This window comes from Leptolyngbya sp. FACHB-261, assembly GCF_014696065.1.
Lineage (GTDB): Bacteria > Cyanobacteriota > Cyanobacteriia > FACHB-261 > FACHB-261 > FACHB-261.
In genome coordinates, this window is record NZ_JACJPL010000026.1 from 284,657 (window position 1) to 306,044 (window position 21,388).

Sequence of the window (21,388 nt, forward strand, 5' to 3'; positions counted from 1 at the left end):
ATTCCTATATTTGGATGCCAGATTTGTGCCAAATTTGTGGGTCAGTTTAGGACCCGGCTGATCTGACAGCTTGTGTCGTGTTGCCCAAGCTGGGGAGGTGTCCAGGCACAAGGCGCTTCTTAATATTTTCTTTATAGCATGCCTGAGTAGGAATACTTAAGATTTCCCTGGTAACGCTCGACACAGGGTTGGCAGAGTGAGTCAGCCTTTGAAGGGAGGCAAATAGACGCAACCGTACATAACATTGTCTATAGTCATTATCTGTAGTCACTATGGTTTTGCTTTAGGTGGTGGGGTCCAGAGTAGAAAAGCCATGAGCCAGCCAGATATCGCTAATTTGCTGACTGACAAGCTAGACACCGTGTTGCAAACCTGGCTGGAGGCAGTGCGTCAGGACCGTCAGATGGCAAGCCCGCTCAGCCTTTCCGAGACGGCTTTAAAAGACAATACGCCTCGTGTCTTGAGGGCACTAGCAACTGTGCTCTCCGCTAGCCAAGCTAGCGATGTTGCTACGCTCAGGCAGGCCAGCACTGATCACGGCATCACCCGTGCTACCCAAAGCTACAGCCCGGCAGAAGTAAACCGGGAGTACCAACTTCTGCGTCGGGTCATCTTTGATGTTCTGGAGTCGGACTTGGCTCAGCGCAGCTCCACAGAACTGCTGCGAGTGATTCGTCTGGTGGATGAAACACTGGATGGTGCAACGGCGATCGCATTTCAAAGCTACGAAGAAGAACGCGATCAACTGTTGCTGCGCGAGCAACGGGCCCGCAATGAGGCTGAAGCCGCCAATCGTCTTAAGGACGAGTTCCTAGCTACCCTCTCTCACGAGCTGCGTACCCCGCTTAATGCTGTGCTGGGTTGGGCCCAACTCCTGCGCAGTCGTAATCTCGAGCCTCACATGACTGCTCGCGCCTTGGAGACGATTGAACGCAACGCTAAATCCCAAGCCAAGCTTATTGATGACTTGCTAGATGTCTCCCGCATCATTAACGGAAACTTAGCTCTCAATGTTCGCCCGGTGGCATTGCCTCCTTTGATCGAAGCAGCTCTAGAGGCAGAGCGTTATGCGGCGATGGCTAAGGGGATCCGGGTCGAGCTGATCGTTGACCCAAGCCTTGGTTTAGTCGCAGGCGATCCTGACCGCTTGCAGCAAGTGGTCTGGAACCTACTCTCGAATGCCATCAAGTTCACACCAGAGGGGGGACGGGTCGAGGTCCGGGTCGATCGAGTTGACTCCAGAGCCCAGATTCAAGTTAGTGATACTGGCAAGGGCATCAGTGCTGAGTTCCTGCCCTATGTTTTCGAGCGCTTCCGACAGGCAGACAACACCACTACTCGCGTCTACGGCGGTTTGGGGCTTGGTTTAGCAATCGTGCGTCACTTAGTAGAGTTGCATGGCGGGACGGTTAAGGCGGAGAGCCCAGGCGAAGGATGGGGCTCAAGCTTTACGGTGAAGCTCCCGCTGGTGAATAAACGCGATGCTAATCGGCCGGTCAGCAATCTGGAGTACCAATCTTCAGCACTGAATCGAGCAGGTGCTTTTCCCCCCCCTCCTCCGCCAACTTTGAAAGGTGCGCGAGTGCTGATTGTAGATGACAATAGAGATACGCGCGAGTATCTAACCGCAGCGCTTCAGTCTTACGGTGCTGAGGTTACGGTATTCAGCTCGGCCGCAGAGGCATTCCAAGCTGTTCAGGAATTGCAACCCAATGTCATTGTCAGCGATATTGGCATGCCCGATGAGGACGGTTACTCTCTGCTACGCAAAGTCAGAGCCCTCCCCGTTGAGCAAGGCGGCAGAATTGCAGCCGTGGCATTGACCGCCTATGCCAGGCAAGAAGACCAACGGCAGACTTTAGAAGCCGGTTTTCAGCGGCATCTTACCAAGCCAATAGAGGTCGGTGTGTTAGCTAGCGTAATTGCAGATTTGCTTGAATTACCCGCTTAACTGGCTTGGGGATTGACTTTTGACTTGTGGGCAATGGCCCAGCCTGAAGCTGTTACTAGGGCTTGCCTTTGCGTCTGGCTGGACTTACGCCTGCGGTGATTAGTGAAGGAAGTGCCGCACATCGGTTAGCAGCATAGTCACGCCCAGCTCATCAGCTGCCTTGATCGAATCGCCATCCCGTAGGCTGCCCCCAGGTTGTACGAAAGCACTGATGCCTGCGGCGGTTGCGTTGCGCACTGTGTCGTCAAAGGGAAAAAAGCCATCGCTGGCTAGCACCGCCCCCTGGGCTCGCTCTCCGGCCTGCTCCAAGGCAATTTTGGCTGAGCCAACTCGGTTCATTTGGCCTGCACCCACGCCTAAAGTCACGCCATCTCGCGCCACAACAATGGCATTGGATTTGACATGTTTGCAAACTTTCCAGGCAAACTCTAAGTCGCTCAGTTGGGCTGAGGTGGGAGCCTGCTGAGTGACTACGCGCCAGTTCGCAACACCCGCTTGCAAGTCAGTGCTCTGCTCATCGGAGGCTTGCAACAGAAAGCCTCCCGCAATTACCTTTACGGTTTGGGCTGGACCTTGCTGTAACTCTGGCAAAATCAGCACCCGCACTTTCGACTTCTTGGCCAAAATTGCTTGGGCCTCTGGCTCACAACCCGGTGCAACGATGCATTCCAGAAAGGTTTCAGTTAGAGCTTCGGCTACTGAAGCATCAATGGGACGATTGAGGGCCACAATGCCGCCAAAGGCTGAGGTAGCATCGGCAGCGAAGGCTTTGCGATAGGCATCCACCAGACTGCTACCTTGTGCAACGCCACAGGGATTGGTGTGCTTGAGAATGGCTGCAGTCGGTGTGTCTTGGGCAAATTCAGCAATCAGGCGACGGGCAGCTTCCAGATCCACCAGGTTGTTGTAGCTCAGCTCTTTGCCTTGTAGTAGGTCCGCAGTTGACCAACCAGCTGCTTCGGTTTGATACCAGGTGGCGCTCTGGTGAGGGTTCTCGCCATAACGGAGCGTCTGGGCAACCTGTCCCACTAGGGCAAAGCTATCTTGTAGCTCAAAGGCCTCGCCTAAATAAGCGGAAATTGCCCGGTCATAGGCTAGGGTGCGACTAAACGCGCGATAAGCACAGGCGGCTCGAAACTCTGGCGAAGTTTGCCCCGCATTGGTACTCAGTTCCGTTAAATAGCTCTCGTACTGAGTGGCATCGCAGAGGATTGTGACATGGGCGTGATTCTTCGCCGAGGCCCGAATTAGCGTGGGGCCACCAATGTCAATTTGCTCAATCGCATCCGTCAAGCTCGCGCCAGGAGCAGCAACCGTTTGCTCGAAGGGGTACAAGTTCACCACCACTAGATCGATGGGGCGAATGTTATTGGCTTGCAAATCGGCCAAGTCCTGGGGCTGGTCGCGTCGGGCCAAAATGCCGCCGTGAATCTTGGGGTGCAGCGTTTTGACTCGTCCGCCTAGAATTTCAGGTGAGCCTGTGTAGTCAGAGACCTTGGTGACCGGCAATCCAGCAGCGATTAAAGCCTTGGCCGTACCACCGCTACTGATCAGCTCAAAGTCATACTGCTCCACTAGGGCACGAGCAAGCTCTAGGAGGCCAGTTTTGTCAGAGGTGCTCAGAAGGGCGAGGCGAGGCATGACCAGATCGAGAGAACAGCCTAGATAGTTTACTATGGACACCCGAAGACGGCTTAGCGTCCCTTCTAAAATGGGTCCAGAGGCAAGGGGCTCCCACCATGACACAGAATCCTGAGCAGGCCAAACCCGATCTCTCCAAAATCACAGAGGTGGAGGTGAGTGAACTCGCTCAACGCCTGGAGCGCGACGACTACAAAAACGCATTTGAATGTCTCAACGACTGGCACTTGCTCAGGAGTTTGGCATTCCAGCGCCCAGAGCTAGTTGAGTCCTACATGTACTTGTTAGATTTAGAAGCCTTTGACGAGTGCTAATCCAGCTCTGTGCTGTCTTTGCCTCAGCAAGTGATGCCCAAGCGAGTGATGCCTAAGCGAGTTTTAGTAGCCCTGTGTGGAGGCATCGCCGCCTATAAGGTCTGCGAAGTGGTGTCCACACTTGCTAAGGCTGGCTTTGAGGTGCGCGCCCTCCTGACCAAAGCCGCCCAGCAATTTGTAACCCCTCTGACTTTGGCAACGCTGTCGCGCCATCCGGCTTACACGGACCAGGAGTTTTGGAGTGAGCGGCAGGGGCGTCCTTTGCACATTGAGTTGGGTGAGTGGGCCAATCTGATTGTGATTGCGCCCCTGAGTGCCAATACGCTAGCCAAACTTAGCTGGGGAGCTGCCGACAACCTGCTCACCAACACAGTTCTAGCCTCGTCAGCTCCCTTACTGCTGGCGCCAGCGATGAACACAACCATGTGGGAGCAGCCCCAGGTCCAGCGCAACTGGGCGTTGCTTCAGGGTGACGCCAGGATCCATAGCGTTGGTCCTGGCTCTGGGCGTCTTGCCTGTGACGCCGTCGGGGCTGGCCGGATGGCTGAGCCCGCCGCGATTCTGGCGGCAGTGGAGTCGCTGCTGTGGACCGGTGGACGACGCGATCTGGCGGGCCGTCGCGTGTTGATCAGTGCTGGTAGTACCCGTGAGCATCTGGATCCGGTCCGCTTCATTGGTAATCCTGCCTCAGGCCGCATGGGCTTTGCGCTGGCTCAGGCGGCCCGAGCCCGAGGGGCTCAAGTCAGTATTGTGCATGGACCTGCCAACCCAGACTTAATAGAAGTGGCCGAGCAAGCTGGGATCGAGTGCTGTGCGATTACCAGTGCAATTCAGATGCAGGCAGCCCTAAAGACTCGCTTTATCGATGCCGATCTCACGCTAATGGCAGCGGCGGTTGCCGACGTGCGCCCTGCCCACTGCGCCACCACAAAATTGCCCAAGCAAGAGTTACCCGACAGCCTTGGTCTAGAGCCTGTGGCAGACATCGTGGCTGACTTAGGCGCACACAAACGCCCAGACCAACTGCTGGTGGGCTTTGCGGCTCAGACAGGCGAAATCCTAGAGCCCGCCCGCGATAAGTTGCAGCGCAAAGGCCTAGATGCAATTGTCGCCAATGCTGTTGATCAGCCCGAGCGCGGTTTTGGCACCAGTACCAACGAAGCCATATTCCTAAACCGTCAGGGGCAACAGCAAACTACAGGGCTAGTCAGCAAGCTTGAACTGGCTCATCAGCTGTTCGATTTCCTGTTAAGGTCATGACGGTTTTCCGGATGCAGCAAATTGACGCTTCAGGTTGGAACTGGCATGTGATTGTGCAGTCGGTGCCATAGCTCAGCACTCAGAACCAAACTCTGCAATGACATTGGTACTAATGTCCTCGAATCCTGAGTTCAGTAGACTTCACAAAAATTTACGCCAACGGATTTCCCTGGCAGAGAGGCATCTCAGCTTGAAATAACCGATTTATTTAAGATGATTCCAATCTCAAAAGGTTATACTGAGTACAGATTCAGTTCGGTTTGCAGATTTGCCCAATTTTACAATTGCTCAATCTTTCTCCGAATCTAGTCCTGTAATTTAGATTGGAGAAATCCTGAATGAGTCTCTACGTTGGTAACCTTTCCTACGATGTTACGGAAGCAGATTTGACTGAAGTTTTTACTGAGTACGGGAAAGTCAAGCGAGTTCAGCTTCCGACTGACCGGGAGACCGGTCGCCTACGGGGCTTTGGTTTTGTAGAAATGGAAGACGAGGCTAATGAGGAGGCTGCCATTTCTGCTCTAGACGGAGCAGAGTGGATGGGGCGTAGCCTGAAAGTTAACAAAGCGAAGCCTCGCGAGTCTCGGGGTGGCGGCGGTGGCGGTGGCTACGGCGGAAACTTCTCCGGTGGTCGCCGTTACTAGGAATTAGCGGCATTTTTCAGCCGGTTTATCCTGATCAAAGGTAGGGTCTAGCTTAGAATTCCCTGCCTCCCTTAAGCGTTGGCAACCGAAGATAAGCTCGCTTCGGTTGCCATCACTGTTCACCCGAATTCAGGAGCAGACAGAATGACTCAAATCTCTGTAGGCGAAAATGAAGGAATTGAGTCGGCCCTGCGTCGATTTAAGCGAAAAGTCCTCAATGCAGGCATTTTTTCAGACATAAAGCGTCAGCGTCAATTTGAGACTCCTCTTGAAAAGCGCAAACGCAAAGCTATTGCCAGAAGACGTAAGCGGCGGATGCGCTAAGCGGAGCTCTTGGGTCAGCGATTAACTTAGCAATAGTAAGGATGTCAATGTCGAACGAAAAGCGGAAAGGCAGCAAAGAGGCCAAGAAAAGCAAAAAGGATCCAGAGATTAAGAAAGAAAAGAAGGATCCTAAAAGGCACGATTCTTTGTAACCCTAATAACCGCTTGGCAGGCTTAAGCAAATCTAATTGCTTGGCCTGCCAGTCGCCTTAGGCTCGATGCATCCCCTAGAGAGAAGACTGTACGCCGATCGCTCCTGATGTCGATTTAGTCTCTTATAGCACCTGGTAGAAATAAGCCTGATGAATAATAGCCATAGCAGATCCTTCGCGCCCACTTGGGGTGAAGAGCAAAAGTCGAAGGGAGCTACCTGGACAGCGACCGGAGGGCAGGGCAGTTATGCCTTCACTAGCTTAGATATAGGCACTCAATACATTATAAAGTCTAAAGGCCAGAAGAATGGTCGCAAGGTTGTGCTTTTAGACAGATGGACTTATGACGAAGAAAAGCATGGTGATACTCGATATGATCCCCAAGGTTTTTTTTATAACGGTGCTAGAGTTCGCTATCTAGATACTGGCAAAGTAGACAGAATTGAGTGGGCAAAACTTGCTCCATTACCAACAGAAGCTTAACCTTATTGGACCAAATCTCCAAGCAAAGTATACAAGGAGATTTGGCATTCTTAAGGTTTAGAGTTTTTAGCTATATCAATTAGGCAAGTTTTTCTGGCATTCCGCTGTTTAGCTTAACGAAGCTAAACAGGCGGATTTTAACTGTGAAGCTTTGCGTGTCCAAGCTTCGCTTAATAAAAGAGTATCTGCTACTCGTTGAAAGTCGAAGGGATGGGGTGGCTCTTGAGCCCAAGTAGTTGCATTGTCACTACTGTGAGTTTTAACAAAGCTGACTATCCAAGGGAGAAAATCAAGAATTTCTTCTGGAAGAACCGTCAATTCAAGATGCCAATCTCGATTCAAACCTTGACACTCTTTGCCCCAAGTTGCACGTGGCGCAATGCCAATGCCCCTGTTCACGCTGACCCGCAGTAGAAACGGACGTTCAGGGATTAATTCATCAGGCGCAGAATGGGCCTGAATACGCACATAATTCAATTGCTGCTTATCATCTAACCAGGTTGCAATATAAGAATCCCCCGTTTGAGAGTTGCCAGTCAAAGTCACCGGCGTCTTCATGGCGGTTGTAAAGAGATTGTAGAACTCGCGCCTGAGACCGACAACAGTCCGGATTGCTTCTGGGGTCACAGTCAATTTGCCTCTTAGATAAGACTCGCCAGAACTCGCGCAGCTCAGCGAACACCTCTAGAATAGCTTGTTTTTCGGGGTTTTCGGGTTCTTATCTCAGCGTTCATTAACCTAGCCCTTCTGTTTTAGGGCTTTACCAGCTGACAAAAATAACCTAATCGAGTAGGGTAACAACTCTCAACAAAAGCTCGGAATCATACATGCCAAGGACTTTGGAGCTTGCGAAAGAATTCGTATACTTACTAAATGCAACGGCCTCTCATAAACCAGCTATACTCAGATCAAGGCTCAAGTCTGTCAAAGACTTTCTCGATCTAAAACTGCTCCATTCCTTTCCGCTCTAGCTCCTGGCTCTTTAAATGGGATGCCAATTCTATCGGTATTATGATGGGGTCAGCAGTTACTTTTAGAAGCCCGATTTACTAAATTCAGTTGTTTGAGTTAGAGCGATAACTCAGGCGAACCTCTAAATCACTTAGTTTTCAGATAGGAGCAAAATCAATGATTTCTGATAACGTTCGCGTTAAGCCTGAGACCCGCAACCATCAAGGGTATTTCATCCTTGAAGCATCCTACATGCTGATGGATATTGACCAGAACGGTTGGGCTTTGATTTGTATCGATGAGTCTAGTTGCCAGTATGTTGATCCCGATGCTCTCCGCATGCCCAAAGGCTGGAAGGCAACGGCTGAGGCTGAAGTAGCTCAGGCGGCTGTCCAAGCCTAAGCAGGCTGCGGTCGTAGATTTAGGATTGAGTGCGCACTATGGGCAGATGCTTAGAGCCTGTAGACTGGCTAAAAAGCTTTGCTCATAGTGTCACACTTTATTCGGTTATTCTCTGCTAAGCAAATTATCTGTCTTGGCAGAGTTATCCTTTTAGATTGAGTGCTTAAGCTTGAGCATCTTGCTCTTTTTAAGTCTGGAATCTTAAAATACAATTACTAACTCGAAACATCCACTGAGGTTCATTGGGATTAGCTACCAGTGGAATTTGTGTACTGGGCTGACTGCTGCTGCCGTCGTAGTTGCCTGGCTTGAATATGATCTAAATGCACTTCTGGCGTCGCTTGAATGAGCTTGCGCGTGTAATCCTGGGCAGGTGCTTTAAAGATCGTTTCAGCAGGGCCGATTTCTTCAATTTTGCCCCGGTTCATCACCATAATGCGGTCGCTCATAAATTTCACTACGCTGAGATCGTGGGAAATGAACAGGTAAGTGAGCTGAAACTCGCTCTGCAATTCCTTGAGCAGATTTAAAACCTGAGCCTGGACAGAGACATCTAGGGCTGAGACAGATTCATCACAGATGATGAATTTGGGACTAACAGCCAAGGCTCGGGCAATACAGACGCGCTGGCGCTGACCACCCGATAGCTCATGGGGATAACGACGCATTAAGTCTGGGTTTAAACCCACACGCTCTAGCAAATAGGCGGCTCGTCCTCGGCGCTGGCGCTCCCCAGCTTCAATGGCATGGATGCGCATAGGCTCGATCACAGCATCGCCAATCGCCATGCGTGAATCTAGGGAACCAAATGGATCCTGAAAGATCATTTGTAGATGCCGTCGTAAAGCTCGAAGTGGCTGAGCCTTGAGTGTTGTTAGATTTTGATTATCGAAAATAACTTGGCCCCCGCTGGGTTCGATCAGCCGCAACAAAGCTCGCCCCAATGTAGTTTTGCCACACCCTGATTCCCCCACCAAACCCAAGGTTTCGCCTGGATGAATTTCGAAAGAAACACCATTGACGGCTGCGGTGTAACGAGCAGTTCGTCCCAGCCAAGCTCGGATTGGAAAGAAGACTTGCAGATTCTGCACGGACAAGAGAGGGGCTTGCTGCTGCAATCTGGTCAAGCGTTGATCCAGCTCAGTTTGGCTGACTACCGGTGGCGCTGCGACGCCAACCCTGGCTTGGAGCATGGGCTCGCCACTGGTTGAAGTAACCACTTCCATGAAATCGGCAACAGTGGGCAAGTAATCCAGACGTGGCTGCAGTTGGGGCCGGCAATTGAGAAGTCCAGTGGTGTAGGGATGCTGCGGCTTGGTAAAAATTTGCTCGGCAGAATCGTACTCGACCTGTTTGCCTTGATACATAACGGCAACCGAATCGGCAATCTGAGCAACTACTCCCAAGTCGTGAGTGATAAACAGAATAGACATACCGCGTCGCTCCTGCACCTCTTGGAGCAACTGCAAGATCGTGGCCTGCACGGTGACATCTAACGCTGTTGTCGGTTCATCCGCGATGAGCAAGGCTGGATTGCCACTCAGAGCCATTGCAATCATCACACGCTGAATTTGTCCCCCTGATAATTCATGGGGGTAACGGTTCATAATTGCCCTGGGATTGGGCAGCTTGACTTCTTCGAATAGAGCAACCGTTCGAGCCTGAGCTTCTCGGTACGATATAGTTTCGTGTAACTGAATCGCCTCAATCACTTGAGAACCACAGGTGTAAACCGGGTTCAAGGAAGTAAGTGGTTCCTGAAACACCATTGAGATCTGGCCGCCTCGATAAAGGCGCATTGCCTGATTGGAGAAGGCCAAAAGATTGACCGGCTCAGGTGAACTTGAACGGGCCGATCGAAATAGAATCTCGCCGGTAACACGAGCCGATTTAGGCAGCAGTCCTAGAAGAGCAAGAGCGGCAGTTGATTTGCCAGAGCCAGATTCACCGACAATGCCCAAGGTTTCGCCAAGTGCCAGACTAAATGACAAATCTTGAACGGCACGAACTGTCTCGGTTTCCGTTAAAAACTCAACGGACAAATGACGAACATCCAGAACAGAACCGCTCATGCTGCTGAGATATCTCGTTCAAAACTAATGGCTAGTTTAGCGGGGCTTGTCATTTTCGGGCGCTGCTTTAGTAACTTTTGAATTGCCACTCAAAAGGCTTCAGCTTGATTTTGCAAGACCTGCTTCAGCCTGCTCAGCAAACAGTTTTGTGAAAGGAAAAACTGTAGTCTTTAATACCATTTGCTGCTTCTACTCTGGCAAGATAGTGCCTACTGTGTTCGAAGTATCTATTGTGAAACGCGTGAACGTGAGGATAGGGCAGGGTCTTATCCCAACTCTTGCACTGGCTTTGGTTCTTGCTCTGCAAAGCTGTAATTCTTCCGCCTCCAACCCTCAACCGGCTACCCCTGCAAACGCGGAAAGTGCGAGTAACCAATGCACAAATGTGGGCGGCAGCATGGTCATGACCTGGAAGGACGATGTCTCTACCCTCGACCCAGCGATTGGCTACGACTGGCAAAACTGGTCAATGATCAAAAGCCTGTTTGGCCGTCTACTCGATTATGAGCCGGGAACGACCAAGCTCAGACCAGATTTGGCAGAGAGTTACACTATTTCTGAAGACGGGAAGATTTACACGTTCAAACTACGCTCTGATATCAAGTTTCACAATGGGCGTGCGATGACCGCTGAGGATGTGAAGTATTCCATCGAGCGGATGTTGGACCCCAAAACGAAAAGCCCAGGTCAGGGGTTCTATACAGATATCAAAGGTTTTAAAGAATTTGTCGATGGCAAAGCCAAGGAAGTCAGCGGCGTCAAAGTTGTTGACCCAAGCACAGTCAGCGTTGAACTGAGTCAGCCCAATGCTGCTTTTCTTCACTTGATGGCGATTAACTTCTCGGCAGTCGTCCCCAAAGAAGAAGTTGAGAAATACGGCGAAGATTTCGGTAAACATCCGGTTGGTACCGGCCCCTACAAACTGGCGAAGTGGGATTTAGGCAAACAACTTGTTTTCGAACGTAATGCCACTTACCATCTAGCCTGTGTACCCAAGCTCGATCAAATTACCTTTGAAATCGGCCAGGAACCCACCGTGGCGCTCTTGCGTTTAGAGCGAGGCGAAGTTGATGCTCTTGGTGATGGCCTACCGCCTTCACGCTTTGTCGATTTCACCAGTAATCCCAAGAACAAAGACCTGTTTGCCAATGATGTTCAGATGCAAACAGGTTATGTGGCGATTAACACTCAAATCAAACCGTTTGACAATGTGAAGGTGCGTCAAGCACTGAACATGGCGATCAACAAAGAGCGCGTCATTCAAATTATCAATGGTCGGGCTAAAGTAGCGACCCAAGTTCTACCACCGATCATGCCTGGTTACGACCCGGCTTACAAAGGCTACGAGTACAATCCTCAGAAAGCCAAAGCCCTACTAGCCGAAGCAGGCTTTGCCAATGGCTTCAGTACCCAGTTGTTCGCTAACAATACTGATCCCAATCCCCGGATTGCTCAGGCCATCCAACAGGATCTAGCCGCCGTTGGCATCAAAGCCGAGCTTAAAACCCAGGCGCAATCGACGGTCATTGCAGCCGGAGGAGAGAAGCAGGGTGCACCCCTAATTTGGTCGGGTGGCATGGCCTGGATCGCCGATTTTCCGGATCCATCCAATTTCTACTGGCCAATTTTATCCTGTACCTCTGTTGGTCCAGGCAGCTGGAATTGGGCCTGGTATTGCAACGAATCTTTGGATGCAATGGCCAAACAGGCAGATGCCATGGTCAAACCGGAACAGGCAGAAGCTCGCGCTGAAATGTATAAGCAGATTTTCACGAAAGTGATGGATGACGCTCCCTGGGTGCCTATTTTCAACGAACAGCGGTTTAACGTTCACTCGGCTAAATTAGCGGGTCCTGGCAACGTGTGGATCGACCCAGTGCGCACCCCATTTAATTACGACTACATCTATGCAGAAAACTAACCACACGATCCACGCAGGCCACCATCACTACGGTTGGGATCGCTCCTTGCCGCCGATCCTAACTGTGGCTCCTGGTGAGACCGTTGAGCTAGACATTCAAGATGCCTCCAGTGGCCAGCTCACCCCTGATTCAACTGTGGCGGATGTCCTAGCCTTCGACTTTAGCCGGACGAATCCAGTCACCGGACCCATATACATTGAAGGTGCGGAACCCGGCGATGCGGTCAAGTTGACGGTACAGCACTTTCAGCCCTCCGGCTGGGGCTGGACGGCGATTATTCCAGGCTTTGGTTTGCTCGCAGACCAGTTTCCTGAAGCCGCCCTTCATATTTGGCGCTATGACTCTCAAGCTTTGACCCCTGCGGCCTATGGACCGGGTGGACGAGTTCCACTTAAGCCTTTTGCAGGCACCATTGGTCTCGCCCTAGCGGAGCCTGGATTGCACAGTGTTGTGCCACCGCGCCGAGTCGGTGGTAACCTGGACATCCGCGATCTCGCTGTGGGGTCAATCCTGTATTTGCCAGTAGAAGTGGCAGGGGGGCTGCTCTCAATCGGTGACACTCACGCGGCTCAGGGCGATGGGGAAGTCTGTGGAACTGCGATCGAGAGTCCTATGGGTGCCGCATTCACCATTGATTTAGTGAAGGGGGCCAATCTCAAGTTCCCCCATTTTGAAACCAGCACACCCGTAACGAATCACTTAGATCGCAAGGGCTACTACGTCACCACCGGTATCAGTCCCGACTTGATGATCGGAGCCCGCGAGGCGGTCAGTGGCATGATCGATTGGTTAGGCAAAGCCCATCAAATGGATGCCGCTGAAGCTTACATGCTCTGTAGCGTTTGTGCGGATCTGCGCATCAGTGAAGTTGTGGATATGCCCAATTGGGTTGTGTCCTGTTATTTTCCAAAGGTTGTGTTTGAGTAGACTGCCAACATGACCTTTTGGCAACGATTCCAACGGGACAAATTAGCAGTGGCAGCGGCTCTGTTGGTTCTACTTTTCAGTCTGGTTGCCATTGCGGCTCCCCTGCTGGCACCTTACGATCCAACCGAGCAATTTTTTGATGGGTTGAGTTTACAGGGAGCGCCACTATCACCCAGCCCGAAGTATTGGCTGGGGACTGATCTCCTAGGGCGGGACTTGTTATCTCGCTTGATTTTCGGTTCACGCGCCTCCTTATTGATTGGCCTAATTGCGAACTCTATAGCCGTGCTACTAGGTACGCTACTAGGCACGCTGGCAGGTTTTTGGCGCGGGCCGATCGGCGGAGCCATTATGCGCTTCACTGACTTGATGATGGCCTTTCCGGCTCTGTTGTTAGCCATTGCTCTGGCAGCAATTTTGCGGCCTAGCCTGTGGATTGTGGCACTGGTGATTGCTTTGGTGAACTGGGTCCAAATCGCCCGTGTGATCTATACCCAGGTCACCTCGTTGGTTGAACAAGAGTACATCCAAGCGGCTCGTGGCTTAGGCACCAATTCATGGCAATTGCTGGCCTGGCACCTAGTGCCCCATCTAATCCCAACCATGCTGATTTGGGGCACATTGGGCATTTCTACAACGGTCTTACAAGAGGCAACACTCTCGTTTTTAGGGGTGGGGGTGCAGCCGCCTCTAGCGTCTTGGGGCGGCATCATCAACGAAAGCCAATCTTTTTTGCAAACCGCACCCTGGTTGGTGTTCTTTCCAGGATTTTCCATTGTGCTTTTGGCACTGGCTTTTAATGTTCTGGGTGATGGGGTTCGTGATGCGTTGGATCCGACTGAGCGAGGCCGTTAGATGAAGCAGTATTGGGAGTATTTGGCACAGCGATTATTGCAGGCAGTCTTTGTGCTGGTTGGCATTAGTTTGATCACATTTCTGCTCACCTTCCTCATTCCTGCCGACCCTGTTCGCATGATTGCTGGACGTAGTGCCACGGCAGAAACAGTAGAGTCAATCCGTCGACAATTGGGTCTAGATCAACCTCTACTGCTCCAGTACTGGCACTATTTGCTGCGCTTATTGCAGGGAGATCTAGGCCGTTCCTACATTCAACGCACCGAAGTGACTGAACTAGTGATGAGCCGTCTGCCAGCCACGTTGTTATTAATGGCTGGTGCGATTGTCTTCGAGTTGCTGATCGGTTTAAGCGCGGGCATTTATGCGGCCCTACGGCGAGACAGCGGCGTCGACCGCCTAGTCATGGTTGCCTCGTTTGTAGGTGTTTCTGCGCCTCAATTTGTAGTTGGTCTCATTTTGCTCTACCTGTTTGCCTATCAGTTAGGTTGGTTTCCTCTGGGTGGCTATGGTACTTGGAGACATCTAGTGCTGCCTGCCTTGACTCTGGGCCTAACCGGAGGCGGCTGGTACTCACGCATGATGCGCTCTTCATTGGTCAATGTCCTACGCCAGGGCTATATCCGTACAGCCTGGGCTAAAGGTGCATCGGAGCGGCGTGTGATCTTCAAACATGCCTTGCGCAATGCGATTCCCCCAATTGTTGCCATGATTGGCTTGGATGTCGGCGTATTTGCAGCCGGTGCGGTGGTAGTTGAGAGTGTGTTCGGCTGGCCAGGTCTGGGTCAACTGGCCTGGCAAGCGATTCAAGTGGTTGATATTCCGATTATTACAGGCGTGGTGGTTGTGGCGGCAGTAGGCATTCTGTTGGGGAATCTCATTGCCGATCTGGTAATGCCCTGGATTGATCCTCGCATTCAGTTGCGCTGAGGCTGCCTCTGTAGCAGCTCAATTGAACCGTATTACAATAAGATCCCGGCCTTGGGAGATCGCCATGTCTGATCCAACTTCTGCCCCCAGCACCTCAACCATCAAACCCCTGCAAACCCTGGTTGGAGTGAGCGTGACAGCTGGTATCTCCGTGGGACTTGGCTTCTTAGCTGCTTCAATTGCGCAGAAATTGGGCACCACTCCCCTGCCTCAAGGTAACGCCACTGCGGCCAATGTTGCTTCAGCCGTCCGCACCTTCCTGTTGGGCTTCTGCATCATGGGGTCAGTGATCTTCGGCGTAGTGGCCCTGGGCGTTCTGGCCTGGACGATACAGCAACTTCTATTACCCAAGACCAATTCCTGAACCTGATTATTTGGGGTCAGTTCGCAACCCGAGTGGTTTGTAAGCCTTTTGGCTCATAGACCCTGAGACTCAATCCTAACGATCAAGTTATTGAAGAGTTTAACGCCGGTAACGATACCGTTCGCTCTTATGTTAACTGGACTTTAGGGGCTAATGTCGAGAACTTAACCCTATTGGGAACTGGCTCGACCCAAGGCATTGGCAATAGATTGAACAACGTGATCGCTGGAAATGCTGGCGATAACATCCTCAATGGCGGCGGCGGCAACGACAAGATATTTGGGGGTGCTGGCAACGATGTTCTCAATGGCGGTTCTGGCATCGACACACTGTTGGGCGGGGCCGGTGACGATACCTACATTGTCGATAACTTTCGGGATCAAACCAACGAGAATATTAATGCTGGCATTGACACTGTTCGCGCTCCTATTCATTGGACATTAAGGTCTAATTCAGAAAATTTAACCCTGCTCGGCACCAATGCCATCGATGGCACAGGCAACGAACTGAATAATGTAATCATTGGCAACGCCGCCAATAACATTCTGTCTGGCGTTTGGGGTGATGATACTCTCATCGGTGGCGGCGGAATAGACAAACTGTATGGTGGCAGCGGCAATGACACCTACATTGTCGAGAATCCTAATGACCAAGCTATTGAGGTGATCGATTCTGGTATCGACACGGTTCAAGCTTTTGTCGGTTGGGTTTTGGGCGCCAGTCTAGAGAATTTAACCCTGCTGGGAACAGCCTCAATTAATGGCATTGGCAATGCCCTAAATAACACAATCATTGGCAATGCTGGCGACAACTTCTTAGATGGAGGTGGCAGTAGCGATAGCCTCAGTGGTGGGGTTGGCAACGATACCTACATTGTTGATGCCGATGATACAGTTACCGAGTTACCTGGAGCCGGTATTGACATCGTTCGCTCGACCGCCAGCTTGAGTCTAGGTGCCAATCTCGAAAACCTAATTTTGATTGGGCCTGGTAACTTAAGCGGCATCGGTAATGAGTTAAATAACGAGATTACCGGCAACGCTGGCGACAACTTCTTGGATGGCAGTGGCGGGAGTGACAGCCTCAATGGTGGTGCGGGTAATGACACTTACCTAGTAGATGGCAGCGACACCGTTACCGAATTGCCAGCCAGGCGAGGGGATTGATACGGTTCGCTCGACTGCTAGCTCTAGCCTGGGAGCCAATCTAGAAAATTTGATCCTGATTGGCCTTGGCAACCTCAATGGCAGCGGCAACAATCTGAATAATACGCTGGTGGGTACCTCTAGTAACAACCTGCTATTGGGGGGCGCTGGCGATGACTTCTTAAATGGTAAAGGTGGTAGGGATAGCTTTGATGGTGGGGCAGGCAATGACACTGTTACTTATGCAGAAGCAACCAGTGGCGTCATTGCCAATTTAGAGACAGGTATTACTCGTCAAAGGCTGCAAAACTCGCCTAGCAACCCGCTCAAAATTATGCCTTTGGGCGATTCCAACACCCGTGGCAAAGATGCCGATATTGCTGGCTATCGGGATGATTTATGGAACCTGCTCTTGGGCGATGGCTTCAGCCTTGATTTTGTCGGCTCCCAGTCCCGAGGTCCCGTTAACACTGACCCAGACCATGAGGGCCACGGGGGTTGGACGATTGGGGAAATTACAGGCTCTGTCAACGGTTGGTTGAATACCTATCAACCCAATGTTGCCCTGTTAATGATCGGCACCAATGACGTTTTGCAGGACCTCAATTTAGGTAATGCACCCAATCGTCTGAGCAATCTGATTGACCAAATTACCAACAGATTGCCAGGTGTTCAGCTCCTAGTCAGCTCGATTCCACCGATTGCACGCTCAGCCCAAGATCAACAACAGGTACAGGCTTTCAATGCCACAATTCCTGGCATTGTGCAGACCAAAGTTGACCAAAACAAAAAGGTAACTTTCGTTGACATCTTCCCATCGCTGAGTTCCAGTGATTTCTTGGAGGACGCAATTCACTTTAATGAAAATGGCTACAACAAGATCGCCAATACCTGGCACAATGTCATTCTCAATCTCGGTGAAGATCAAAATACGTTAACCAGCATTGAAAACGTGGTGGGCTCAGCCTTCAACGATATTCTGGTTGGCAATACAGGCGCGAATGTTCTAGAAGGGGGGCAAGGCCATGACATTCTCACAGGGAGCGGTGGCGCAGATAGCTACGTTCTTCGCGGACCCAATAGCGGCATTGACACAATCACAGACTTTAGTGCTAGTGACCAGTTGCGCATTTCTGCCTCTGGCTTTGGGGGCGGTCTGGTAGCAGGCATAGCGCTCAGTACCAGTGCCTCGGCAACCGGCGTCTTCGTCAGTGGCCCTTCTTTAAATCCCTTGGGGACTAGCGCCAATTTTCTGTACAACACCAGCACTGGCACCCTGAGCTTCGACCGTGATGGAGTTGGCTCGGAATCAGCCCTGGTGCTGGCCCTACTGAGTGGATCGCCTGCTCTGAGTGCTAGCTCGTTCTCGATCATCGCTTGAGAACATTGCTTGAACCACACTCTGTTGGTTAGCATCCCTGCCCTTAGCTCGCGCCAAATTTGCCCGTACTAAAATAAAAACTCGGTTGTACAGATCATCTGGTCTGAGCAGGGCAGCGCTTTTGTTCTCAACTAAGACCAGATGCAGAATATAAGCGCAAAGGTGTTATGGTTCAGTCTCCCAGTGCCCCCATCCTCGAGAACCTCAACCCAGAATGGGATCTTTCCAATCTGTACCGGGATCTAGAAGACCCCAAGCTCAATAGCGATCTAGAACAGTTGAAGGCGGAGGCTCTAGCCTTCCGCGAGCAATTTCGGGGTAAAGTAACCAATCTAGATGCCGCCCAGGTTGCTACCTGCTTAGCGCAATTAGAAGATCTCTCGACTCGTTCTGGGCTGCTCTATGCTTTTCCCAGCCTGATTTTCGCTGCTGACACCCGCAACACACTGGCGAAACAAGTGCAGGATCGGGTATTGGAAGCGCTCACAGAAGTTGAGAACCAACTCCTGTTTTTTGAACTCGAACTGCAAGACTTGCCCGAAGCGCAGTTTGCCCGTTTGCAAGCTGACCCAAGCCTCAAGAACTACCAGCACTATCTCAACCGCAGCGCGGTGTTTCGTCCGCACAAGCTCAGCGAAGAAGTCGAGCAGTCGCGCAATCAAGCGAATCTAACCGGGCGTCAAGCCTTCATTAAGCTGCGCGAAGTTCATCTCGGCCAGCAAGAATACGAGCCGGTAGAAACGCCCGAAGGCAAGTGCTCCACCGAAGCTGAGTTGGGAGCCCTGTCGTTCCAGCCCAATCGTGAGTTGCGCTATCAGGCATATCAATCGATCCGCAAGGTAATCAAAACTCACAACCCGCTCTACGGCTATATTCTCAACACGGTGAGCCAAGATCACCGCATCGAATCTCAACAGCGTGCCTACCCGTCTACACTGCACAAGCAATTGTTGGCTGACGAAGCACCAGAGGCTGTTTTCCGAGCTGTCATGGAAGGGACCCACGCTCGGCAAGATCTGTTCCGTCGTTATTACCAACTCAAGGGCAAAACTCTAGGTCAGCCAATCCGAACTTGCGACCTTTATGCGCCCTGGGCAACTGAGTCTGTAAAACCGATTGAATACGATTCAGGCGTCAACACGCTATTGGCGGCGTTGACTCAATTCAGTCCTGATTACGCTCGCCGCGCCGAAGAGTTTTTCATCCAAAACTGGGTGGATGCTAAGGTGCGTCCGGGCAAGCGAGGGGGAGCATTTTGCTGGCCAGTTTACGGCAAAAATAGCTTTTTGCTGTTGTCTTACACCAGTGATTACAACTCGCTGTTTACGCTGGCACATGAGATGGGACACGGTCTGCACTTCACTGAGATCGGCCAGCAACAAAGCTATTTCAACAGCAATCCGCCGATGGTTCTGGCAGAAATTGCTTCGACTTTCAACGAGCTGCTGCTGCTCGACTATTTGTTGAAAAAAGCCGAAGCCGAAGGGGATACAGCGCTCACTCGGACATTGCTCACCCGACAGCTCGAAGACCAGCTCAATTTGCTGTTCCGTCAGAGCACGATTAGCCGTTTGGAATTAGCGGTGCACGAACAAGCTCAGCAGGGCAGTTTTGACCACAGCTTTGTCAATGAGCAATGGCAATCTTTGTACACTGAGCTGTGTGGCGAAGCGGTCGAAGTGTTGCCCGAGCATCAATATGATTGGGCCAGAATTGGACACATCTACTTCAAACCCTTCTATTGTTGGCAATACACGGCCTCGAATATTGTCAGCCTCGCCTGCTATCAGCAGTATTTGCGCACTGGTCAAGACTTTATTTCAGGTTACCTGGGTCTGCTTGGTGCTGGTAGCGCAATGGATCAGGTGGAAGCACTCAAGCATTACGTTGATGTCGATATCACTGATGCTGCAACTGTCACCGATGCCATTGGCTATGTTGAGGGGCTGATCAATAAGTTAGAGACAGCGTTCAACATTTGAGGGCTGAGATTTAAGGGTTGAGGGACGGCAACTAATCTCCAGAAGTAGGGTTGAAGGGCTTAAATGCTATTTGAGGAGCCGGGTCAAACCGGCTCCACTTCGCCCTGTTGCAATCCAAAACAAGGCACGAACAGAATCGCGACCAATTGACAGCCAGGGACCCGGTGCTTGGTTGGAAGGAATGGTAACAGGCGTAAAGGTAATGCCTCGGCTACCCAAGATGAGGGTTGCAATCACTTTTGCTCGAGGCATGTGCTCTTCGGAGGTAATCAGGTACAAGTGCTGAATACGGCGACGTTCAAAATCATCCACTGAAAGCGTAAAGTTGCTGATGGTATCTACGGCGTACCAGTCGAAATGTACCCGCTTTTTGTCAATACCCGCCTGCCGAAAAATTTTGGGGCCTTCTGGATAGCGCCCGCCTGAAACCCAAATGTCTAGAGAGGGATGGTTTAAGCCAAATTGAGCGGCAAATTCCTCTCGCCCAGTGCCACCCCCCAGAACTAACACAGCTTCAGGTTTGGGAGCTTGATGGGCAGCAATGGCTAAGCGAATAGGAATAACACTAGCCAGAGCTAGTACAGCGCAACTAGTCACACCTAGCCAATGCCAACGTTTGCGGAAGCCTATAAGCTTAGGTACTAGCTTTAAGGCCTGAGGTTGGTGATGTTCGTTCATCCACTAGTCTCTGGCACTATAACTCTTCTGGAACGTAATGGCAGATCAACGGCATGGTAGAAGAGCATACCCACTAACAAGGCCAGAAATAGTAAAGTAAGCGAGTGATTGACTCCTAGTAAAATATGAGAGAGCAAGAAAGTTGGCAGGTGAAATAAGTAAACAGGGTAGGAGATATTGCCCAGATAGCCGAGAAAGTTCAGCAAAAAGCTTGGCAGTCGGATGGAAGAGGAAAAAATTAGAACTAGACAAGTTAGCCCATAAACGGCGACAACCACTATACCAGTTCGCTGTTGATTTAGAATCAACATGAGACAGCCGAACAACAATAGAACTCTAGCCGATAATGTGTGCCGTTCTCGAGAATAAAGGAAGCCCAGTAGCCAAACCCATAGGAATAAGCCGAACGGCAAGCCAAAGCGCAGATACGAGTAGTACGGCAATTCTGCGTGATACAGCCAGTGGTAGAAATAGGGAACTGCAACATATAGAGCTGCGGAGCAGCCAATCAGGCTAAGCAGAATTTTGCTTGGCAATTTAGAGAAGAGAGGGGTCAGGGCATAAGTTACTGGCAGAACCCCTAGAGGCCATAGAGGGGCATTGGAGGAAAAGGGACCAACAACAAACCCTTGCAAGAAGAAGAGATAGCCTAAGGTTGAGCCTAGATCAGCCTGAACTTTCAATTCACCATTGAGCAGGTGAATGGGCGAACCAAAAAGCGCAAAGGGTAACCCTGAAATGATGATTGCACAGAAATACAGAGGGTAGAGTCTAAGGAGGCGGCGTTTGTAGAACCCCTCAGGATTTTTTTTGATGGAATAGGCAGTCAAGTAGCCAGAGATCAAAATTACCCCGATAACATTGCCAAGAGGCGTGAGCTTCCGGGCCATGTAGAAAAAATCATGCCCCGGATCTACAATGAAAGGCTTTAGATGCTCACAGATAATGAAAAAAGCTAATAGGAAGCGCAGGCCAGTGATAACTTGCCAATTCATGGTTTCGCTCTAAAA

General features: G+C 51.1%; 20 protein-coding genes. 15 read left to right on the forward strand and 5 right to left on the reverse strand.

What is annotated here, in order from left to right; translation table 11 throughout:
- The first annotated feature begins 313 nt into the window (after positions 1–313).
- Complete coding sequence (locus H6F94_RS17330) at positions 314–1,951, forward strand: ATP-binding protein (protein WP_199320491.1); 1,638 nt, start codon at positions 314–316, stop codon at positions 1,949–1,951.
- Positions 1,952–2,050: 99 nt separating this feature from the next.
- Here the strand turns inward: H6F94_RS17330 and purH are convergent, their stop codons facing one another.
- Entirely contained in the window at positions 2,051–3,592 is a 1,542-nt protein-coding gene (purH, locus tag H6F94_RS17335; RefSeq protein WP_190803489.1) for a bifunctional phosphoribosylaminoimidazolecarboxamide formyltransferase/IMP cyclohydrolase, read from the reverse strand.
- Between the two features lie 98 nt (positions 3,593–3,690).
- Here purH and isiD point away from each other — a divergent pair, with 98 nt between their 5' ends.
- The 5 genes from isiD to H6F94_RS17360 all read left to right on the forward strand — a co-directional run bounded on the left by isiD (position 3,691) and on the right by H6F94_RS17360 (position 6,769).
- Complete coding sequence (gene isiD, locus H6F94_RS17340) at positions 3,691–3,906, forward strand: protein IsiD (protein ID WP_190803490.1); 216 nt, start codon at positions 3,691–3,693, stop codon at positions 3,904–3,906.
- 9 nt (positions 3,907–3,915) lie between these two features.
- On the forward strand, positions 3,916–5,166 hold the full coding sequence (coaBC, locus tag H6F94_RS17345) for a bifunctional phosphopantothenoylcysteine decarboxylase/phosphopantothenate--cysteine ligase CoaBC (protein ID WP_313949319.1): 1,251 nt from the start codon (positions 3,916–3,918) through the stop codon (positions 5,164–5,166).
- 338 nt (positions 5,167–5,504) lie between these two features.
- The gene (gene rbp / locus H6F94_RS17350) at positions 5,505–5,810 is read left to right on the forward strand and encodes an RNA-binding regulator (protein WP_190803491.1); all 306 of its coding nucleotides are present in this window, start codon (positions 5,505–5,507) and stop codon (positions 5,808–5,810) included.
- Between the two features lie 144 nt (positions 5,811–5,954).
- Entirely contained in the window at positions 5,955–6,134 is a 180-nt protein-coding gene (gene rpsU, locus H6F94_RS17355) for a 30S ribosomal protein S21 (RefSeq protein WP_190803492.1), read from the forward strand.
- Between the two features lie 302 nt (positions 6,135–6,436).
- On the forward strand, positions 6,437–6,769 hold the full coding sequence (locus tag H6F94_RS17360; RefSeq protein ID WP_190803493.1) for a hypothetical protein: 333 nt from the start codon (positions 6,437–6,439) through the stop codon (positions 6,767–6,769).
- A 108-nt stretch (positions 6,770–6,877) separates the two neighbouring features.
- On the opposite strand, the gene H6F94_RS17365 is transcribed toward H6F94_RS17360, so the two are convergent.
- Positions 6,878–7,315: a hypothetical protein gene (locus H6F94_RS17365; RefSeq protein WP_242041247.1), complete on the reverse strand. Its 438-nt coding sequence runs from the start codon at positions 7,313–7,315 to the stop codon at positions 6,878–6,880.
- Between the two features lie 582 nt (positions 7,316–7,897).
- On the opposite strand from H6F94_RS17365, the gene H6F94_RS17370 reads away from it, so the two are divergent.
- On the forward strand, positions 7,898–8,122 hold the full coding sequence (locus H6F94_RS17370; RefSeq protein ID WP_190803495.1) for a hypothetical protein: 225 nt from the start codon (positions 7,898–7,900) through the stop codon (positions 8,120–8,122).
- A 248-nt stretch (positions 8,123–8,370) separates the two neighbouring features.
- Here H6F94_RS17370 and H6F94_RS17375 read toward each other — a convergent pair whose 3' ends face one another.
- Positions 8,371–10,194, reverse strand: a complete 1,824-nt coding sequence (locus tag H6F94_RS17375; RefSeq protein WP_190803496.1) for an ABC transporter ATP-binding protein — start codon at positions 10,192–10,194, stop codon at positions 8,371–8,373.
- A gap of 403 nt (positions 10,195–10,597) precedes the next feature.
- Here H6F94_RS17375 and H6F94_RS17380 point away from each other — a divergent pair, with 403 nt between their 5' ends.
- The 8 genes from H6F94_RS17380 (at position 10,598) to H6F94_RS17415 (ending at position 19,700) form a co-directional block, all read left to right on the forward strand.
- A complete protein-coding gene (locus H6F94_RS17380; protein WP_242041248.1) occupies positions 10,598–12,115 on the forward strand; it encodes an ABC transporter substrate-binding protein in 1,518 nt (505 codons plus the stop codon).
- Positions 12,102–13,043 carry an acetamidase/formamidase family protein gene (locus H6F94_RS17385; RefSeq protein WP_190803498.1) on the forward strand — a complete coding sequence of 314 codons (942 nt, stop codon included), beginning with the start codon at positions 12,102–12,104 and terminating at the stop codon, positions 13,041–13,043. Before H6F94_RS17380 ends, H6F94_RS17385 begins: the two co-directional genes overlap by 14 nt.
- A 9-nt stretch (positions 13,044–13,052) precedes the next feature.
- Positions 13,053–13,898: an ABC transporter permease gene (locus H6F94_RS17390; protein WP_190803499.1), complete on the forward strand. Its 846-nt coding sequence runs from the start codon at positions 13,053–13,055 to the stop codon at positions 13,896–13,898.
- On the forward strand, positions 13,899–14,828 hold the full coding sequence (locus tag H6F94_RS17395; RefSeq protein WP_190803500.1) for an ABC transporter permease: 930 nt from the start codon (positions 13,899–13,901) through the stop codon (positions 14,826–14,828).
- A gap of 64 nt (positions 14,829–14,892) precedes the next feature.
- On the forward strand, positions 14,893–15,192 hold the full coding sequence (locus H6F94_RS17400) for a DUF3082 domain-containing protein (RefSeq protein WP_190803501.1): 300 nt from the start codon (positions 14,893–14,895) through the stop codon (positions 15,190–15,192).
- A 173-nt stretch (positions 15,193–15,365) separates the two neighbouring features.
- A complete protein-coding gene (locus tag H6F94_RS17405; RefSeq protein WP_190803502.1) occupies positions 15,366–16,358 on the forward strand; it encodes a calcium-binding protein in 993 nt (330 codons plus the stop codon).
- Entirely contained in the window at positions 16,312–17,718 is a 1,407-nt protein-coding gene (locus H6F94_RS33005; RefSeq protein WP_190803503.1) for a GDSL-type esterase/lipase family protein, read from the forward strand. The genes H6F94_RS17405 and H6F94_RS33005 overlap by 47 nt, the downstream gene beginning before the upstream one ends.
- A gap of 167 nt (positions 17,719–17,885) precedes the next feature.
- Positions 17,886–19,700, forward strand: coding sequence for a M3 family oligoendopeptidase (locus H6F94_RS17415; protein ID WP_190803504.1), 1,815 nt, complete (start codon positions 17,886–17,888; stop codon positions 19,698–19,700).
- Positions 19,701–19,766: 66 nt separating this feature from the next.
- Here H6F94_RS17415 and H6F94_RS17420 read toward each other — a convergent pair whose 3' ends face one another.
- Together H6F94_RS17420 and H6F94_RS17425 are read right to left on the reverse strand one after the other, a co-directional pair.
- Entirely contained in the window at positions 19,767–20,378 is a 612-nt protein-coding gene (locus tag H6F94_RS17420; RefSeq protein WP_190803505.1) for a YdcF family protein, read from the reverse strand.
- Positions 20,375–21,373, reverse strand: coding sequence for an acyltransferase family protein (locus H6F94_RS17425; RefSeq protein ID WP_190803506.1), 999 nt, complete (start codon positions 21,371–21,373; stop codon positions 20,375–20,377). Before H6F94_RS17425 ends, H6F94_RS17420 begins: the two co-directional genes overlap by 4 nt.
- Between the last annotated feature and the right edge of the window lie 15 nt (positions 21,374–21,388).

Bases quoted from the DNA above. Each gene is read 5' to 3' on its own strand.
- H6F94_RS17370 (WP_190803495.1), top strand. From the start codon at position 7,898: ATGATTTCTGATAACGTTCGCGTTAAGCCTGAGACCCGCAACCATCAA.
- H6F94_RS17395 (WP_190803500.1), top strand. From the start codon at position 13,899: ATGAAGCAGTATTGGGAGTATTTGGCACAGCGATTATTGCAGGCAGTC.
- H6F94_RS17380 (WP_242041248.1), top strand. From the start codon at position 10,598: ATGACCTGGAAGGACGATGTCTCTACCCTCGACCCAGCGATTGGCTAC.
- H6F94_RS17360 (WP_190803493.1), top strand. From the start codon at position 6,437: ATGAATAATAGCCATAGCAGATCCTTCGCGCCCACTTGGGGTGAAGAG.
- H6F94_RS17375 (WP_190803496.1), bottom strand. From the start codon at position 10,194: ATGAGCGGTTCTGTTCTGGATGTTCGTCATTTGTCCGTTGAGTTTTTA.
- H6F94_RS17420 (WP_190803505.1), bottom strand. From the start codon at position 20,378: ATGAACGAACATCACCAACCTCAGGCCTTAAAGCTAGTACCTAAGCTT.
- H6F94_RS17385 (WP_190803498.1), top strand. From the start codon at position 12,102: ATGCAGAAAACTAACCACACGATCCACGCAGGCCACCATCACTACGGT.
- H6F94_RS17330 (WP_199320491.1), top strand. From the start codon at position 314: ATGAGCCAGCCAGATATCGCTAATTTGCTGACTGACAAGCTAGACACC.
- H6F94_RS17400 (WP_190803501.1), top strand. From the start codon at position 14,893: ATGTCTGATCCAACTTCTGCCCCCAGCACCTCAACCATCAAACCCCTG.
- isiD (WP_190803490.1), top strand. From the start codon at position 3,691: ATGACACAGAATCCTGAGCAGGCCAAACCCGATCTCTCCAAAATCACA.
- purH (WP_190803489.1), bottom strand. From the start codon at position 3,592: ATGCCTCGCCTCGCCCTTCTGAGCACCTCTGACAAAACTGGCCTCCTA.
- rpsU (WP_190803492.1), top strand. From the start codon at position 5,955: ATGACTCAAATCTCTGTAGGCGAAAATGAAGGAATTGAGTCGGCCCTG.
- H6F94_RS17390 (WP_190803499.1), top strand. From the start codon at position 13,053: ATGACCTTTTGGCAACGATTCCAACGGGACAAATTAGCAGTGGCAGCG.
- H6F94_RS17415 (WP_190803504.1), top strand. From the start codon at position 17,886: ATGGTTCAGTCTCCCAGTGCCCCCATCCTCGAGAACCTCAACCCAGAA.
- rbp (WP_190803491.1), top strand. From the start codon at position 5,505: ATGAGTCTCTACGTTGGTAACCTTTCCTACGATGTTACGGAAGCAGAT.
- H6F94_RS33005 (WP_190803503.1), top strand. From the start codon at position 16,312: ATGGCAGCGACACCGTTACCGAATTGCCAGCCAGGCGAGGGGATTGAT.
- H6F94_RS17425 (WP_190803506.1), bottom strand. From the start codon at position 21,373: ATGAATTGGCAAGTTATCACTGGCCTGCGCTTCCTATTAGCTTTTTTC.